This is a genomic window from Klebsiella sp. KE9456 (assembly GCF_043832615.1).
Classification (GTDB): Bacteria; Pseudomonadota; Gammaproteobacteria; order Enterobacterales; family Enterobacteriaceae; genus Klebsiella; species Klebsiella indica.
Genome location: NZ_JBDYQK010000036.1, coordinates 14,754 through 30,350, shown reverse-complemented (window position 1 = coordinate 30,350; position 15,597 = coordinate 14,754). Strand labels below are relative to the sequence as shown.

Below are 15,597 nucleotides of genomic sequence, written 5' to 3'. Positions count from 1 at the left end.
AACGGGATTGGTAGTATGAAGCATGAGAGTTACCTCGTGTTTTGTATAAGGATTCGACACCCATATCAAAACCGGTAACTCTCAACCTTTCAAGGCCATGTGTCAGATCAAGTCGCGACTAATACACACTATCATATTGATAGTATTAACTAATATTCTGTTTCAACTACCTACATGCCCCCATATGTTTTTCTGCCCTGAATAACTGGGTGTTTTTTGACCAGATTAATATTTCATCTTGAACGCTTCGGCTATCATCCCGATCTTATGCATATGGTTATTGTTGCGTGCCATTTTATGCGCTTCGGGTTTCAGGATGATAATCAGCAGGTAGGCATCAGGATCTATCGCACCTTGGCAGTATACCAAATGCGCCTGATCGCTGGTTCGTTTGAACTGACGTAAAAACTGCGGTAAAGGGGCATCCGCATCGGCAAGATGAATGTGGGCCACCTGCTCTTCTTTTACCAAGGGATAGGTGCAGTCATCATCGTAAGGCGCATCACGCCCAAAAATATCTGGCAATACACCGTCTTTTTTGTAGGACAGAAAATCCGCTGCCAAATCATCAAGCTCTTGTTGGCTTAATTGCTGACGGATCAGTGCTGACTTGAAAACCCTAATACTCATTCCGTGAACTCGGTCAGATCCTTGTCGGAGGCGTTTTGCAGCAGTTTCTGTCCACTATCCGCAATGTCACTTAAACGTTCAGCCGTTGGCCTAAAACGCGCAGCGGTATGCACCTTGCCCTGCTTTTCTTCCAATAGATCGATCAGCTCTTCAAACACCTTGGCACTGATCATGTAGCCAGCGGGACGGTTGTTGGAGAGAACAGCAACCGGTTCATCAATGAAATATTTCGCCGGGTTCTTTCTTAACTCAGTGATGTTGATAGATTTTTCTGCGAGGATGCGTTCCATAGCTCACCTAAAAGCGTGTTTTATTACATACATTATAATGCACATCAACGTGTGCATCAATTTTTGTGTATTTATAAAACCTTTAGAGACATCATGTAAGTATCCCAGAAATCCGCGCCATTCTCTTTTAGAGAGTGGTTTACGCTACCCTGGAAGAGAGCATAGAGATCTATGGGCCTGCCCCATTCCTGATGATTTCAGGATTTAGTGAACTTCCGCTTCACGCCCTGAGACATTCGACAAGCTTTTTATGGCTTCAGTAAAGGCGAGTGTCGCGCTTCGAGAGCCAGCAAATACTTTGCTTCATCCTACAGGGTTCTGGTCTTCCAGCAGCGGTAAATGATCCTTATCCATTTGAATGTATGTTGTTGTAGTAACATCCTTTCGACTCATCCGTGCAAGCAGTGAACTGGACTGGACTGACAACATCCGTAACCAGAAGCCATCAAAGTAGTAATATTGCTCAAAAGACAAGATAGAGGGGAGCTTCAAGGTAAGACATGCTGTTAGCATACCCTTGCATTGGGCCACAAACAATCTCACTGTACCTGCCACAATTTTGCCACACTCACAACGCGCAAAAATGCACATTCGTGTTAAGAAAAGCAAAACAATGCAACAGTAATTATATGATTTTATTGGAAAAGATGGTGCCGATAATAGGAGTCGAACCTACGACCTTCGCATTACGAATGCGCTGCTCTACCAACTGAGCTATATCGGCCCTGCAAGATGCGCTTACGAGCGTAAACACGGGGTAGAAGGTTAAAACTAACCGGGTGATGCGTCAATAGCCTTGCGAATCAAGTGGCTGATTTTGCATCACCCTCGCCATAATTAAGCACGGATAGTATCGTCGCCGAAACCAATCCACTTATAGGTCGTCAGCGCTTCCAGACCCATCGGGCCGCGTGCGTGCAGCTTCTGGGTGCTGACCGCCACCTCCGCGCCGAGGCCGAACTGGCCGCCGTCGGTAAAACGGGTTGAGGCGTTAACATACACCGCAGAGGAATCCACCTCGTTAATAAAGCGGTTTGCATTGCTTAACGAGCGCGTCAGGATAGCGTCTGAATGCTGGGTGCCATGCTCGCGAATATGGGCCACGGCCTCATCCTGATCGGCAACCACTTTGACGTTCAGATCCAGCGACAGATATTCATTGTTATACTGTTCCACTTTCACTGGTTCTACGCTTGCCGGACCACCTTGTAGCAAGGGCAGGGCGCTCGCGTCGGCATGCAGGCTGACGCCGCTCTCCGCCATTTGCTGGCTTAATGCAGGCAGGAAGCGCCCGGCGATATCCTGATGCACCAGCAGCGTTTCGACAGAGTTACAGGCGCTGGGGCGCTGCACTTTGGCGTTAACGATGACTTTTAGCGCTTCGGTAATATCGGCGGAATCGTCGATAAAGATATGGCATACGCCAATCCCGCCGGTGATCACCGGAATGGTTGACTGCTCGCGACACAGTTTATGCAGACCCGCGCCGCCGCGAGGGATCAGCATGTCGATATACTTGTCCATCTTCAGCATCTCACTGACCAGCGCGCGATCCGGACTCTCAATCGCCTGGACGGTGGCTGCCGGTAGGCCGCATTCCTGCAGCGCCTGCTGAATGACTTTCACCGTGGCGGCGTTAGTGCGCCAGGTCTCTTTGCCGCCGCGCAGAATCGCCGCGTTGCCGGTTTTCAGGCATAAAGAAGCGACGTCAACGGTGACGTTTGGGCGGGCTTCGTAAATCACGCCAACCACGCCCAGCGGCACGCGACGTCGCTCGATACGCAGGCCGCTGTCGAGCAGACCACCATCGATCACCTGACCAACCGGATCGGCAAGGTTGCAGACCTGCCGGACATCATTCGCGATCCCGCTCAGACGCGTCGGGTTGAGCGCCAGGCGGTCAAGCAGCGCCTCGCTTAAACCGCTGGCGCGTGCTTCTGCCAGATCTTCCGCGTTTGCGCACAGAATCTCTTCGGCCTGCGCTTCAAGATAGTCGGCAATCTTTTCCAGCACCTGATTCTTTTCGCGGCTGGAAAGCTGCGCGAGTTTATATGAGGCCGCTTTGGCAGCAATGCCCATTTGTTCCAGCATTTTCAGCTCCTTAACGGATAATCATATCGTCACGATGGACGGCGACCGGACCATATTCATAGCCCAGAATGGCATCGATCTGCTGCGAGTGCTGCCCGGCGATACGGCGCAGAGCATCGCTATTATAACGGCTGACGCCGTGGGCGATATCACGGCCGTCAAGATTACGAATACGGATGACTTCACCACGCGAGAAGTTGCCGGCGACGGTCTTAATTCCTTTCGGCAGCAGGGAACTGCCGCGCTCAAGAATCGCCTGGGTCGCACCGGCGTCGACGGTAATCTCACCGGCCGGCGGCGCGCCGAAAATCCAGCGTTTGCGGTTTTCCAGCGGCGACGCCTGCGCGTGAAAACGGGTCCCGACGGAAACGCCTTCCATAACGTCGCCAATCACCCCTGGACGGCTGCCGGCGGCGATAATGGTGTCGATACCCGCGCGGCATGCGACATCGGCGGCCTGCAGTTTAGTACCCATACCGCCGGTACCTAATCCCGACACGCTATCGCCGGCGACCGCGCGCAGGGTGTCATCAATACCGTAAACATCTTTAATTAGTTCGGCCTGCGGGTTATTGCGCGGATCGGCGGTGAACAGTCCCTGCTGATCGGTCAGCAGCAGCAGTTTATCGGCGCCCGCCAGAATAGCGGCCAGCGCCGACAGGTTATCGTTATCGCCAACTTTAATTTCAGCGGTCGCCACGGCATCATTTTCATTAATGATTGGCACGATGTTGTTATCCAGCAGCGCGCGCAGGGTATCGCGGGCGTTGAGAAAACGCTCGCGGTCTTCCATATCCGCACGCGTCAGCAGCATCTGGCCGACGTGAATACCGTAAATAGAAAACAGCTGTTCCCACAGCTGAATAAGGCGGCTTTGGCCGACGGCCGCCAGCAGTTGTTTGGATGCGATGGTCGCGGGCAGTTCAGGGTAGCCGAGGTGCTCACGTCCGGCGGCGATCGCCCCGGAGGTCACTATCACAATTCGATGACCCGTCCCGTGCAGCTGTGCGCACTGGCGCACTAATTCGACGATATGGGCGCGGTTCAGGCGGCGGGATCCGCCTGTTAAAACACTGGTGCCCAGTTTTACCACCAGCGTCTGGCTGTCACTCATGATTCTCTGCCGTTCAAAAAGGAATTTCGATATCGAGTTGATGTTGTAACAGGAGTCAGGCCGCTTGCCAACACCTGGCGTCATGGATGCGCCACTTCCTTGTGCGGATCGGGCATTCTGGCGGGGGAGTATGACATTTTTATGATGGAAATAATTAAATACCCTTTTTTAGAAAAAGTTCCATCTTGTCATAGATTTTTAATATTCGAGCGTTAAAAAAACAGCAGTTTTTAACCGGGCTGCGGCCCGAAATTGATTGGCGCGTATAAATAAATTACCAGGACTGAATAATGAAAAAGTGTTCACTGGCATTAATGATGATGGGTCTTATTGCTACTTCGGCGACACAAGCAGCAGAAGTTTATAATAAAGACGGTAATAAACTGGACGTCTATGGCAAAGTCAGGGCGATGCATTATCTGAGTGACTATGACAGCAAAGATGGCGACCAGACTTATGTGCGTTTCGGGATCAAAGGCGAAACGCAGATTAATGACCAACTGACTGGCTATGGCCGTTGGGAAGCGGAATTCTCCGGCAACAAAGCGGAAAGCGACGCTACCCAGAAAACGCGCCTGGCCTTCGCTGGCCTGAAATTCAAGAACGTTGGTTCATTTGACTATGGCCGTAACCTCGGTGCGCTGTACGACGTTGAAGCCTGGACCGATATGTTCCCGGAATTTGGCGGCGACTCCTCCGGGCAGACGGATAACTTTATGACCAAGCGCTCCAGCGGCCTGGCAACTTACCGCAATACCGATTTCTTCGGCCTGGTTGATGGGCTGAACCTGACCCTGCAATATCAGGGCAAAAACGAAGGCACTCGTGACCCCAGCAAGCAGAATGGCGACGGTTTTGGCTCCGCAGTAAGCTATGACTTTGGTGGCAGCGACTTCGCTATCAGCGCGGCTTACACCAGCTCCGACCGTACCGACGCTCAGAATCAACTGACGCGCGGCACCGGTAAAAAAGCGCAGGCCTGGGCGACGGCGCTGAAATATGACGCCAACAATATCTACCTGGCGACCATGTATTCGGAAACCCGCAAAATGACGCCAATCAGCGGCGGTTTTGCGACTAAAGCGCAGAACTTTGAAGCCGTGGCTCAGTACCAGTTTGACTTTGGTCTGCGTCCGTCTCTGGGCTACGTGTTGTCAAAAGGCAAAGATATTGAGGGGGTGGGTGATGAAGACCTGGTCAACTACATTGATGTCGGCATGACTTATTACTTCAATAAAAACATGAACGCCTTTGTTGATTACAAAATTAACCAGCTGAAGAGCGATAACAAACTGGGTATCAACGATGATGATATCGTCGCTGTGGGGATGACCTACCAGTTCTGATAACTTAACGTTAAGACAAAGTAAAGCCGCCGTGATAACAGGGCGGCTTTGCTATTGGTAATTAGCGATTTTTCGCCAGATGCAGATTATCGTTATTCATCGTGATCTGGGTATTATATTCCTTCGGCAGGCGACGCGCCTGGTAGAATACTGATTTCCAGTACGGATTATCCAGCGACGAGCGCATAACGCCCTGGCTGGCGGAAGCATGAAGGAAATTATGGTCAGTGTCGTAGAAACCGACGTGCATACCGCCTTTAATACGGAAGAAAACCAGATCGCCAGGGCGTAACTGCTGCGGGCTAACGCGGACCCCCATATGCAGAAGTTCGCGCGTAGTGATGCGCGCCATCGGCAGGTTGAAACGATCCTTTAGCGTACGCCAGACAAAACCGGAGCAGTCAACCCCACTCTGTTTCGTGCCGCCCCATTCGTAGGGCGCGCCTTCCCAGGTATGCATCTGGTCATGCAGAGCGGCGATCACCGGGATCAGGTCATCTGAACCTTCGTCGATAGTCGAATGGCTATGCAGCGCGACGGTTTTATGCGGTTTAGATGTGGAGGAACATCCTGCCAAAAGCAAAAAAGGAACCAATAATAGCGCGTGAGCAAGTTTAGGCTTCATATCATTATTTTTCGTCACAAGGGAACGGACCGAGGTCTTTTATAGCCGATTCGCTACTGTGTCAGAATGACCAAACGCAAAATTTACGAAACCTTACGTAAATAATATATGTCGGGTGGTGCCGTGAGAATCAGCAACCATTATTTACGCCAAAACAGCGTATCCATCATTAATAATTTTTTTCTTCGGGAAACAATATTTCACAAAGGCGAGGCTGGCTGACTTATTCAGATTCAGGTCAAGGTGAAAGATCCTCATCATCCCGGCATTGCGCAACCTGGTTGCCCTCCAGTACTTTTGTGTAATAAAAAAGAGAGTGGGACGAGCCTATGCATTTGGATTTTCGCCAACTGCGCAACTTTGTGGCGTTAGTTGAGTACGGCAGTTTTAATCGCGCCGCGGAGGTGGTATGTCTGTCGCAATCGGCGTTCAGCCGCAGCATTCAGGCGCTGGAGCAGAGCATTGGCCATCCTTTATTTGACCGCCAGGGCAAGCTGCCGACGCTAACACTGCACGGGCAAAAGCTGCTGCCTTACGCCCGCCGTTTTCAGGAACTGAACGTTGAACTCAGCAGCCAGTTGCGCGAGGCGGATGATGCGCAGAACGGTGAAGTCGCTTTTGGCTGCGGTCCGGGGCCCGTAGCCGGGCTGATTCCGGGCGCTATCGGTGAGTTTCATCGTCTGCTGCCGCAGGCGAGGGTGCGCTTTCATATTGATAACTGGATTACCCTGCATCAAGCGCTCACCACACAGCAGTATCCCTTTGTGGTCGCCGATAGCTGGCAGGCTGAGCTGGATCCGCAGCTACGCGTTCAGCCGCTCAGCCCGCGGCGCTGCTTTTTCGTCTGTCACGCCGACCATCCGCTGGCTAAACAGGGTGCGGTCTCTATTCAGTCGATGTTGCGCTATCCCTTTGTGGCGCCCTGTCTACCGCCTGGCGTGCGGAAAGTGCTGGCGACGCTCAGCCAACAGCAGGACTTTACTCCGGCGATTCAGTGCGATCACCTCTATGCGCTTTTCTCCATTCTGGCCCATACCGACGCGATAAGTTTCGCCAGCGAAGATGGCTTCGCCCTTTGCCAGCACAGCCACCGGCTGGTCAGGCTGGAGCTCAGCGATCTGCCCGATGAGTGGCGGCTGATGCAGACCCGGTTCGCCATTATTTCCCCGGTCCACGCGGTTCTGCCACCGCTGGTGGAGAAGCTGATTGAGATTATTCTCCATACTGACCGCCAGTCACCGCTTCAGTTGTTGGCTCAGAACGGGAGAACTTAACCGGCGCTGACCGGCTGGCCTTTCGCATCGTACAGCGGCCAGTGTTTTTCCAGTTGCTGGGTTTTCAGCGCCTGCTCGACAAACTTGCCGTCTACCCACTGACTCACATCAAAAGCGCTGCGGATCAGGCGGCCAGCGTGGGCCTGTTCGACGCTGCTGCTAAAGCTATCGCTCAGGAACGGGTCGATGCGCGGTGAGGTGACAAAATTCAGATCCTGCGGCTGTAATTTTTCCAGAAATAGCGCCTGCGGAATCTGGCTTTGCTTCGCCATCTCGGCGGACCAGGCATCGCGATTCGCAGGGTCGCTGATTTCAGCCGCGTTTTTCACCAGTACATTAATAATCTGCTGGGTTGCCTGGGGCCACGCGTCAATAAACGCCTGGCTCCCGAGGAAGGCCGCCTGGGTGGTGTTCTGACGACCGAAATCACCGCTTTTCGCCACCACATCTATCTTATCGCCGCGTAATGCCAGTAGAGAAACGCCGCCCCAGACAGCATCAACGCGGCCTGCCGCCAGCGCCGCTTTTCCGGCGTTCCAGTCAAGATTGATGACCTGCAAATTACGTTCGTTAAGCCCGACAGTTTGCAGGGCCCGGTCAAAGGCTAACTGATCTGCCGTGCCGCGATACACCGCCACCCGTTTTCCTTTCAGATCCGCCAGCGTTTTTATCCCCGAGGCTTTGGTCGCCGCAAGGTAAGATTCCGAACCGCGGCTGCCCAGCAGCAAGCGCGTTGGCAGCCCGCTTGCTTTGCCGATAATCGCCGCCAGGTCGCCGAGATAGACAAAATCAAGCTGCTGGTTGGCTAACGCTTCATTCACCGCCGGACCCGCACCTTTAAAAAATTGCCATTTAATCTCCACCCCTTGCGGCTTAAATACCGTTTCCAGTTGATGGCGGATAAACGCCATGCCGACCGGTCCCTCAATAAACGGTTTACTGCCAGCGCTTTGGTCCGGTACGCCGATGCGAATCGTATGTAGCGCCTCGGCCTGGACATGTGTCAGCAGGCCGATAATCGTAACTAACGCCAGAAGGGTGCGGCTAAAAAATGCTTTCATCATAATTTGTTGTTCCCTTACGTTTTTTTCTTCACCGTAAAGAACAGCCCGGCGACCTGTTAAATGCTTTTATTCGCAAAGCATTGCATAAAAAAAGCTAAATCAGAGGTCGCGCGCCCGGCAGGCCGAAATGCATTTGATGCATCGGCATTATTCCCTTAATGCAATGGCGGTGCAGCGCGAGTCACGTTCTTATAGCGGCATAACTTCCCGAAACGTGGATCGATATGTCGCAGATGATCTTAAGAACCGAAGCCCCCGGCAGGCCTGACTTCAGGCTTAACGGCTGGCCGTGGCTGCTACCCGCGTTATTGCTGCTGCTGTGGTACGTCGCCGCCCGAGAACGGTGGATGCCGGAACAAATTCTGCCCGCGCCGTCGGTGGTTGCCGATACCGCGCTGTCGCTGCTGAGCGGCGATCTGCTGGCGCAATGGGGATTTAGCCTCCAGCATCTGGCGCTTGGTCTGCTGCTGGGCGCCATTGTCGGAACGCTGCTGGGCGCACTGTTTGGCCTGGTGCCGGCGGTCGCGCAGCGGGTGGAGCCGCTGTTTTATGCCCTGGCGCAAATCCCGACGCTGGGCTGGATCCCTCTCTTTATGGTGCTGTTCGGTATTGATAACGGTCTTAAGCTGGCGGTTATCGTCAAAACCACCATTGTGCCGATGGTCATCAACACGCAACAGGCGGTTGCCAGCGTGCCGCTGCTCCTGAGCGAAGCCGGAAGCGTGATGAATTTCTCTCGCTGGCAGCGGCTGCGCTGGCTGGTGATCCCGGCAAGTCTGCCGGGCTGGTTTACCGGCCTGCGGTTGGCGCTTTCGCAGGCCTGGGTATCGCTTATCGTTGTCGAACTGCTGGCTTCCTCTGAAGGCATTGGCTACCTGATGGTCTGGGGGCGCCAGCTGTTTCAACTGGATATCGTCTTTGTCACCATTGCGGTTGTGGGCCTTAGCGGCATGCTGATGGAGTGGGCGGCGAACCGGGCCTGTTCCCGATTGGTGTTCTGGCCGCAACCGGCCGCCGGACGCCTGGCCTGGAAACCGCGGGCCAGCTGGCGAGCGCTACCGCTGCCGTTCGTACTGTTGGCGCTGTGGCAACTGGCCAGCCAGTGGGGCTGGATCGATAGCGCATTATTCTCTTCGCCGCTGGCGGTGGCGGAGCGTTTTGTCCGTGGGGTCACAAGCGGAGAGCTGACCGCTGCGATGCTGGCAAGCCTCGGACGGGCCGTTGTTGGCGGCGCGCTGGGGATCGCCAGCGGTCTGTTATGCGGGCTGCTGCTGGCGCTACGTCCGCGCGCCGGGCAGATCTTTACCCCTACGTTTAATGTACTGCGCCATATCGCACTGTTTGCCTGGCTGCCATTGCTGACCGCATGGGTCGGCAATGATAACGGCGGCAAAATTGTCTTTATCGCGCTGGCCTCGTTCTTTCCCATGTTCTTTAGCACCCTTCAGGCTGTGTTTCAGCGTAGCCCGCAGCTCGATGAAGTCGCCAGAGTGTTGCGCCTGGATGGCATTGCGCGCTTGCGCAGGCTGATTCTTCCCGGCGCCGCGCCGGGGATTTTTGCTGGTCTGCGGCTGGCGCTGATTTACGCCTGGCTTGGCAATATTGGCGCAGAGTATTTCATGTCCTCCGGTGTCGGGATCGGCAGCCTGATGATCAATGCTCAGCAGTTGCTGGATATGCCGACCATTCTCTGCGGTATGGTGCTGGTCGGTATTACCGGCGCGGTGCTGGATAAAACCGGGCGTTTACTGGAAATGCGCGCCACTCGCTGGCGACAACAGGAGCAACTATGACCTCTTCAACTCTGGTCTCTTTTCGCCAGGTACGTAAATCCTGGCAACAGGTAACGGCGCTACACAATTTCAGTCTGGATATCGCCGCCGGTGAACTGGTGGCGCTGGTGGGCAGCAGCGGCTGCGGTAAATCGACGCTGCTGCGGATGCTGGTGGGCCTGGAGTCGGCGACTCAGGGTGAAATTCGCATTAATGGCGAGCCGGTAACGGGCGTGGGTAAAGAACGGGGCATTGTATTTCAGGAACCGCGTCTGTTTCCGTGGCTTAACGTTATCGACAACGTGATGCTTGGCCTGGCGGACGAAAAGCTCAGTCGGGCGGCGAAACGCCAGCGGGCGCAGGAAATGCTGGATCGCGTGCAGTTAAGCGAATTCGCCAGTGCGTTGCCCGCTCAGCTTTCCGGCGGAATGGCCCAGCGGGTCGCCATCGCCCGTGGTCTGGTCGCCCGTCCGCAGATCCTGATGCTGGATGAACCTTTTGGCGCGCTGGATGCCCTGACGCGCCATACCCTGCAGCAGGAGCTCTTACAGATCCACCAACGCGCGGGAACCACCACGTTGCTGGTGACGCACGATGTTGAAGAGGCGGTAGCGCTCGCCGACCGGGTGGTGGTGCTCACGCCGCGTCCGGGGAGGATACGCGAAGTAGTGAGTTTAACACTGCCGCATCCACGCCAGCGTGACGATGACGGGTTTACCGCCGCCTGCCGCCAGATTCGCAATCTGATTACTTCTGACTGATTTTTTTATTAAGGAGCAACACATGGGACATCCTTCTGTCTATCCGACTGGCGCCACGCTTTACGATCCCCAGCGCGCCTGGAGCGGCTACACCCTTTTCCAGGCGACGGAATACGGCGCGGTACTGGTGGATATGAACGGTCACGTCGTGCGTGAATGGCCTGAACTGCACGGCTTTCCCAATAAAATTCTGCCCGGCGGCACGATCCTTGGTCACAGCGGTGAGCGTGACCCGCGCTACGGTATGCAGGATATGCTCGACCTGATTCAGGTGGACTGGGAAGGTAACGTGACCTGGAAATTCGACCGTTACGAGCAGGTGAGCGACCCCGGCAATGAAACACGCTGGATGGCGCGCGCGCATCACGATTATCAGCGTGCGGGCAATCCGGTGGGTTACTACGCGCCGGGGCTGGAGCCGCAGGTTGAGGGAGGCAACACCCTGATCCTCGCCCATACCAATCTGGTTAATGACGCGATCTCCGACAAGCTGCTGCTGGATGACGTGATTATTGAAGTCGACTGGCAGGGTAATGTTGTATGGGAGTGGCGCTGCAGCGATCATTTTCACGAACTGGGATTCGACGACGCGGCGCGCACTGCGCTGTACAATAATCCAAACATGCGTGCCAGCGGCGGCGGAATGGGCGACTGGATGCATATCAACTCGATGTCGGCGTTAGGACCGAATAAATGGTATGACGCCGGTGATGCGCGCTTCCATCCCGATAATATTATCTGGGACGCCCGCGAATCCAACATTATCGCCATCATTGATAAGCCGAGCGGCAAGATCGTCTGGCAGCTTGGCCCGGACTACAGCAAACCGGAGCTGAAGCATATCGGCTGGATTATCGGCCAGCACCATGCGCATATGATCCCGCAAGGGCTGCCGGGCGCGGGCAATATCCTGATTTTCGATAACGGCGGCTGGGCCGGATACGGCGCGCCAAACCCGGCGTCGGCGGACGGGGTGAAAAACGCCTGGCGCGACTACTCCCGAATACTTGAGATCAATCCACTGACTCTCGATATTGAGTGGCGCTATTCGCCTTATGAGGCGTCTCTGCCGCAGCCAACCGACTCTTACCGTTTCTACAGCCCCTATATCAGCAATATGCAACGTCTGGAAAACGGTAATACCCTGATTAACGAAGGTTCGAATGGCCGCATTTTTGAAGTGACCCGCGACCATGAGATCGTCTGGGAATATATTTCGCCGTTCTGGGGCAAAACGCTGAACAACAATATGGTTTATCGCGCTTACCGTATCCCTTACGCCTGGATACCGCAGCTCGCACAGCCCCAGGAAACGCCGATTGCGGCGGTGGATGTGCGTACCCTGCGCCAGCCAGGCGCGGCGGCGGGTCCGGCGCAGAGCGTGGTGCGGGTAGCAGGCGTAAAACCATACAGTAAAAGCGCCGATGCGTTATGTGTGGCGACCGATAATGACACGTTGCGCCGCAGCCCGAAACTGTTCCGCGTTGCGGAAAGCGCGTTCAGGCCGATAAGCGCGGCGAGCGAGCTGGAGAGCGGTCAGCCAATACTATTATTTGTTGGCGCGGAGCGCTGTGTGCATTGCCGCAAACTCTGGCAACAGCTGGGAAATCAAAAAATTAGCCAGCGGACCGCTCAGCTTGATACGCGTTATCTGGATGCCGACCAGCATCAGGCGCTGGCGAGCGAGCTGGGCGTTCGAGGATTGCCGACGCTATTGCTGTTAAAACCGGGGCAACCGACAGTCCGCGCGCCTGCGCAGGCCTCGGTGGAAAGTCTATTCGACTGGCTCAATAGCGCACTGGCATGATCCGGTGATAGCGCCCTTTTATCCTGCGTTGTGGCGCCTGTAAGTGGTTTTTATCGCTACGTCAGCGTGGTTTTGATCATCTTTGTGGGTCGACCATCGAGATGCTGGCGATACTTGCGGGATAATGTCGCTGTTTTGCGCGGCGAAAGTGAACGCCGCGCTGCCCGTAATCCGGGCATTTCGCCCGCGTCATTCTCTTGTCACTGTTCTTGACGCATACTCTCGCGAGACCATCTGCTGATTATGGGAAACGAACGATGAGTAAAAGACTGACAATTTTCGATCTGGATAACACCTTAATTAAGGGCGATAGCAGCACGGTGTGGAGTCGCTTTATGGTGCGTGAAGGCTGGGTGAACGATCCGGACTATCTGGCGCGTGAAGCGAAGATGATGGCCGACTACGATTGCGGCGAAATGAATATCGCCGATTACGTGGCTCTGATTCAGGCGTCGCTGATCGGTGTAGCCAGGCCGGAAGTGGATAGCCTGCTGGCGCGCTGCGTTCGCGAAGAGATCGTGCCGCGCGTTTATCCGCAGGCGTGGGACGTTATTCGGACACAACAGGCGCGAGGCGAACAGATGCTGATTATCTCCGCATCGGTTAGCCTGCTGGTGCAGGCGGTCGCGAAGGAACTGGGTATTGAACAGGCGCTGGGGATTGATGTGGAGATGGTTGACGGCGGCTATAGCGGCGTGATTGCCGGCACGCCGAGCTATCAGCAGGGGAAGGTAGTGCGTCTGGCGCAGTGGCGACAGGCGCACCCCGAATACTCAGGCGAGACGACGTTCTATACCGATTCGATTAACGACCTGCCGCTGTGTCTGCATGTCGACCACGTGCGGCTGGTCAACCCTTGCCCGCAGCTGATAGCGGCGAATGTGCAGTATCAGTGGCCGGTGCTGGAGTGGCGGTTGTGATTTCCCCGGCGCTAAATGCGTTATCCGGGTTACCTGTTCGTGCGGTCAGGTAGCCCGGAAGACGCAGCACGCCGCCTCCGGGAATGTTGTTGTGATCGCGCAACTAATCAGGTTTAAACAACGGCACCACGCTACCGCCGATATAGCGGCGGCGCAGCCAGGCGGAAAGCGTATCCATCACCATCACCACCGCGACCAGAATCAGGGTGATAAACATCACGACATCCCAGTTCCATAAGCGCATATTTTCCGCGTAAATCAGGCCGATGCCGCCCGCGCCGACAAAACCGAGTACCGCGGCTGAACGGGTATTGGATTCAATCTGATACAGACTCAGCGCCAGAAACGTCGGGAAAGATTGAGTGAAAATGCTAAAGCGATGTTTCTGTAAACCGTTGGCGCCTACTGCGGTTAGCCCGCGACCCGGCGCGCGGTCAACCGCCTCATGTCCTTCGGCATACAGACGACCCAGCAGACCGGTATCCTGCATGATAATCGCCAGTACCCCGGCCAGCGGCCCGAGCCCGACGGCGCGGACAAAAATCAACCCCCAGATCGCCATATCAATCCCGCGCAGGATATCAAACAATCGGCGCATCAGCAGAGCGATAATCCCCGGAATAACGCCGCGCATAATGTTGCGTGCGGCAAGAAATGAGAGCATGAGGGCGATCACCGTTGCGGTAATTGTGCCGGCAAAAACGATAGCCAGGGTAATGGCGATTTGCGTGAAATAATAACCGAACGGCCAGTTGAAAAAGTCATGCCAGACGAACATCCGCAGCAGATAGCGACCGATTTGCTGAACCCCGGTGATGAGTTGCTGGCCGCTGATGCCGAATTGCATAAAAAACCAGACATAATAGAGCACGCAGGTCAGCGTCAGCAGGGCGACATAGCGCAGATAGCGTCCCTGGACCTGATACAAATCTTGATGCTGGCGACGGCTGGCGGCGATATCCGGTTGGTTCTGCCACTGACTCATTGTTTCCCCTCCACAACCCAGCGCCGCAGACGGCCGGACAGAATATCCAGCAGCGACACCACGATAATAATCAACAACAGCGTAATGCTGACCTGATCGTAACGATCCAGTTTGATATTGGTCATCAACTCTTGGCCGATACCTCCGGCGCCCACCAGACCAAGAATGGTTGAGGAGCGAAAGTTAATTTCCAGACGCATAAAACCGTAGGAGAGAAAAATAGGTTTCACCTGAGGCCACAGAGCGAAACGGATGCGCTGCAACCGAGACGCGCCGCAGGCGGCCAGGCCGCGGACCGGTTTATCCTGTGCGCTCTCTACCGCTTCATAAAACAGCTTGGTCAGGCTGCCGATGGTGTGCAGCATTAAGGCCAGAAAGCCGGGGATCGCCCCGATGCCAAAGGCCATGACGAAAATGACCGCCCACGCCAGTTCCGGCATGGTGCGCAGAAAAGCCACCAGCACGCGCACGGTAAAGCGCAGCGGGGCCGGGGACCAGGCGTTATTGGCGGCGACAAACGCCAGCACCGTGGCGCTTGCCACAGCCACCAGCGTGGACGCCAGCGCCAGCTGTAGCGTCTCCCAGATCAGCGGCAGTTGTATCGGCAGACGATAGCCCCACCAGGCCAGCGAACCTTTGGTGTGCGAATCGGCAAACAGTTCGGCAACATGGAGAGTTGGCAAGGTTTCAAGCATGTAATCGAGAAAGTTGGGCAGCGAATGCCAGATCGTAAAGAGATTAAATTCCGCCATATTGCCAGCGGCGAAATAGAGCACCAACAGTAGCACTGACCAGCTGAAAGTATCGCGCTTTTGCCGCGCGCGAACCTGCTGATAATAGCGTTCAAATTCGGTATGAGTGTTATTCATGTGTCGCGATGTCTCTACCAGTCGCCGCCGGCGATAAGTGCCGGGCGGC

General features: G+C 55.1%; 14 protein-coding genes and 1 tRNA gene. 6 read left to right on the top strand and 9 right to left on the bottom strand.

The features are described 5' to 3' along the window. Nucleotides 1-225 precede the first annotated feature (225 nt). The 5 genes from ABK821_RS23705 to proB form a co-directional block, all read right to left on the bottom strand. The gene (locus ABK821_RS23705) at nt 226-630 is read right to left on the bottom strand and encodes a type II toxin-antitoxin system YafO family toxin (protein ID WP_343179075.1); all 405 of its coding nucleotides are present in this window, start codon (nt 628-630) and stop codon (nt 226-228) included. Further along, complete coding sequence (gene yafN / locus ABK821_RS23700) at nt 627-920, bottom strand: type I toxin-antitoxin system antitoxin YafN (protein WP_138363205.1); 294 nt, start codon at nt 918-920, stop codon at nt 627-629. The genes ABK821_RS23705 and yafN overlap by 4 nt, the downstream gene beginning before the upstream one ends. A 648-nt stretch (nt 921-1,568) precedes the next feature. After that, nucleotides 1,569-1,644 (bottom strand) — tRNA-Thr (locus ABK821_RS23695). 113 nt (nt 1,645-1,757) lie between these two features. Next, nucleotides 1,758-3,011 (bottom strand): glutamate-5-semialdehyde dehydrogenase, encoded by a 1,254-nt coding sequence (gene proA, locus ABK821_RS23690; RefSeq protein ID WP_343179076.1) that lies wholly within the window; start codon nt 3,009-3,011, stop codon nt 1,758-1,760. Between the two features lie 10 nt (nt 3,012-3,021). Continuing rightward, a complete protein-coding gene (gene proB / locus ABK821_RS23685; protein ID WP_138363203.1) occupies nt 3,022-4,125 on the bottom strand; it encodes a glutamate 5-kinase in 1,104 nt (367 codons plus the stop codon). A 290-nt stretch (nt 4,126-4,415) separates the two neighbouring features. Between proB and phoE the strand changes: the two genes are divergently transcribed. Then, nucleotides 4,416-5,471 carry a phosphoporin PhoE gene (gene phoE, locus ABK821_RS23680; RefSeq protein ID WP_343179077.1) on the top strand — a complete coding sequence of 352 codons (1,056 nt, stop codon included), beginning with the start codon at nt 4,416-4,418 and terminating at the stop codon, nt 5,469-5,471. Between the two features lie 61 nt (nt 5,472-5,532). On the opposite strand, the gene ABK821_RS23675 is transcribed toward phoE, so the two are convergent. Next, complete coding sequence (locus ABK821_RS23675) at nt 5,533-6,096, bottom strand: C40 family peptidase (protein WP_138363201.1); 564 nt, start codon at nt 6,094-6,096, stop codon at nt 5,533-5,535. Between the two features lie 329 nt (nt 6,097-6,425). Here ABK821_RS23675 and ABK821_RS23670 point away from each other — a divergent pair, with 329 nt between their 5' ends. After that, the gene (locus ABK821_RS23670) at nt 6,426-7,370 is read left to right on the top strand and encodes a LysR family transcriptional regulator (protein WP_138363200.1); all 945 of its coding nucleotides are present in this window, start codon (nt 6,426-6,428) and stop codon (nt 7,368-7,370) included. On the opposite strand, the gene ABK821_RS23665 is transcribed toward ABK821_RS23670, so the two are convergent. Further along, a complete protein-coding gene (locus ABK821_RS23665; protein ID WP_138363199.1) occupies nt 7,367-8,434 on the bottom strand; it encodes an ABC transporter substrate-binding protein in 1,068 nt (355 codons plus the stop codon). The two genes, ABK821_RS23670 and ABK821_RS23665, sit on opposite strands and share 4 nt — an antisense overlap. Nucleotides 8,435-8,658: 224 nt before the next feature. Between ABK821_RS23665 and ABK821_RS23660 the strand changes: the two genes are divergently transcribed. From ABK821_RS23660 to ABK821_RS23645, 4 genes are all read left to right on the top strand, one after another. After that, nucleotides 8,659-10,227: an ABC transporter permease gene (locus ABK821_RS23660; RefSeq protein WP_142501816.1), complete on the top strand. Its 1,569-nt coding sequence runs from the start codon at nt 8,659-8,661 to the stop codon at nt 10,225-10,227. Next, the gene (locus ABK821_RS23655; RefSeq protein WP_138363197.1) at nt 10,224-10,967 is read left to right on the top strand and encodes an ABC transporter ATP-binding protein; all 744 of its coding nucleotides are present in this window, start codon (nt 10,224-10,226) and stop codon (nt 10,965-10,967) included. The genes ABK821_RS23660 and ABK821_RS23655 overlap by 4 nt, the downstream gene beginning before the upstream one ends. Nucleotides 10,968-10,989: 22 nt before the next feature. Beyond that, nucleotides 10,990-12,774 (top strand): aryl-sulfate sulfotransferase, encoded by a 1,785-nt coding sequence (locus ABK821_RS23650; RefSeq protein ID WP_308561167.1) that lies wholly within the window; start codon nt 10,990-10,992, stop codon nt 12,772-12,774. A gap of 257 nt (nt 12,775-13,031) precedes the next feature. Further along, nucleotides 13,032-13,694: an HAD family hydrolase gene (locus ABK821_RS23645; RefSeq protein WP_343179078.1), complete on the top strand. Its 663-nt coding sequence runs from the start codon at nt 13,032-13,034 to the stop codon at nt 13,692-13,694. 103 nt (nt 13,695-13,797) lie between these two features. Here ABK821_RS23645 and phnE (ABK821_RS23640) read toward each other — a convergent pair whose 3' ends face one another. Then, complete coding sequence (phnE, locus tag ABK821_RS23640) at nt 13,798-14,679, bottom strand: phosphonate ABC transporter, permease protein PhnE (RefSeq protein WP_138363194.1); 882 nt, start codon at nt 14,677-14,679, stop codon at nt 13,798-13,800. Further along, entirely contained in the window at nt 14,676-15,548 is an 873-nt protein-coding gene (gene phnE / locus ABK821_RS23635) for a phosphonate ABC transporter, permease protein PhnE (protein WP_138363193.1), read from the bottom strand. Before phnE (ABK821_RS23635) ends, phnE (ABK821_RS23640) begins: the two co-directional genes overlap by 4 nt. Nucleotides 15,549-15,597 lie beyond the last annotated feature (49 nt).

Coding starts and splice junctions, on each gene's coding strand:
- ABK821_RS23705 (WP_343179075.1), bottom strand. CDS start 630: ATGAGTATTAGGGTTTTCAAGTCAGCACTGATCCGTCAGCAATTAAGC.
- yafN (WP_138363205.1), bottom strand. CDS start 920: ATGGAACGCATCCTCGCAGAAAAATCTATCAACATCACTGAGTTAAGA.
- proA (WP_343179076.1), bottom strand. CDS start 3,011: ATGCTGGAACAAATGGGCATTGCTGCCAAAGCGGCCTCATATAAACTC.
- proB (WP_138363203.1), bottom strand. CDS start 4,125: ATGAGTGACAGCCAGACGCTGGTGGTAAAACTGGGCACCAGTGTTTTA.
- phoE (WP_343179077.1), top strand. CDS start 4,416: ATGAAAAAGTGTTCACTGGCATTAATGATGATGGGTCTTATTGCTACT.
- ABK821_RS23675 (WP_138363201.1), bottom strand. CDS start 6,096: ATGAAGCCTAAACTTGCTCACGCGCTATTATTGGTTCCTTTTTTGCTT.
- ABK821_RS23670 (WP_138363200.1), top strand. CDS start 6,426: ATGCATTTGGATTTTCGCCAACTGCGCAACTTTGTGGCGTTAGTTGAG.
- ABK821_RS23665 (WP_138363199.1), bottom strand. CDS start 8,434: ATGATGAAAGCATTTTTTAGCCGCACCCTTCTGGCGTTAGTTACGATT.
- ABK821_RS23660 (WP_142501816.1), top strand. CDS start 8,659: ATGTCGCAGATGATCTTAAGAACCGAAGCCCCCGGCAGGCCTGACTTC.
- ABK821_RS23655 (WP_138363197.1), top strand. CDS start 10,224: ATGACCTCTTCAACTCTGGTCTCTTTTCGCCAGGTACGTAAATCCTGG.
- ABK821_RS23650 (WP_308561167.1), top strand. CDS start 10,990: ATGGGACATCCTTCTGTCTATCCGACTGGCGCCACGCTTTACGATCCC.
- ABK821_RS23645 (WP_343179078.1), top strand. CDS start 13,032: ATGAGTAAAAGACTGACAATTTTCGATCTGGATAACACCTTAATTAAG.
- phnE (WP_138363194.1), bottom strand. CDS start 14,679: ATGAGTCAGTGGCAGAACCAACCGGATATCGCCGCCAGCCGTCGCCAG.
- phnE (WP_138363193.1), bottom strand. CDS start 15,548: ATGAATAACACTCATACCGAATTTGAACGCTATTATCAGCAGGTTCGC.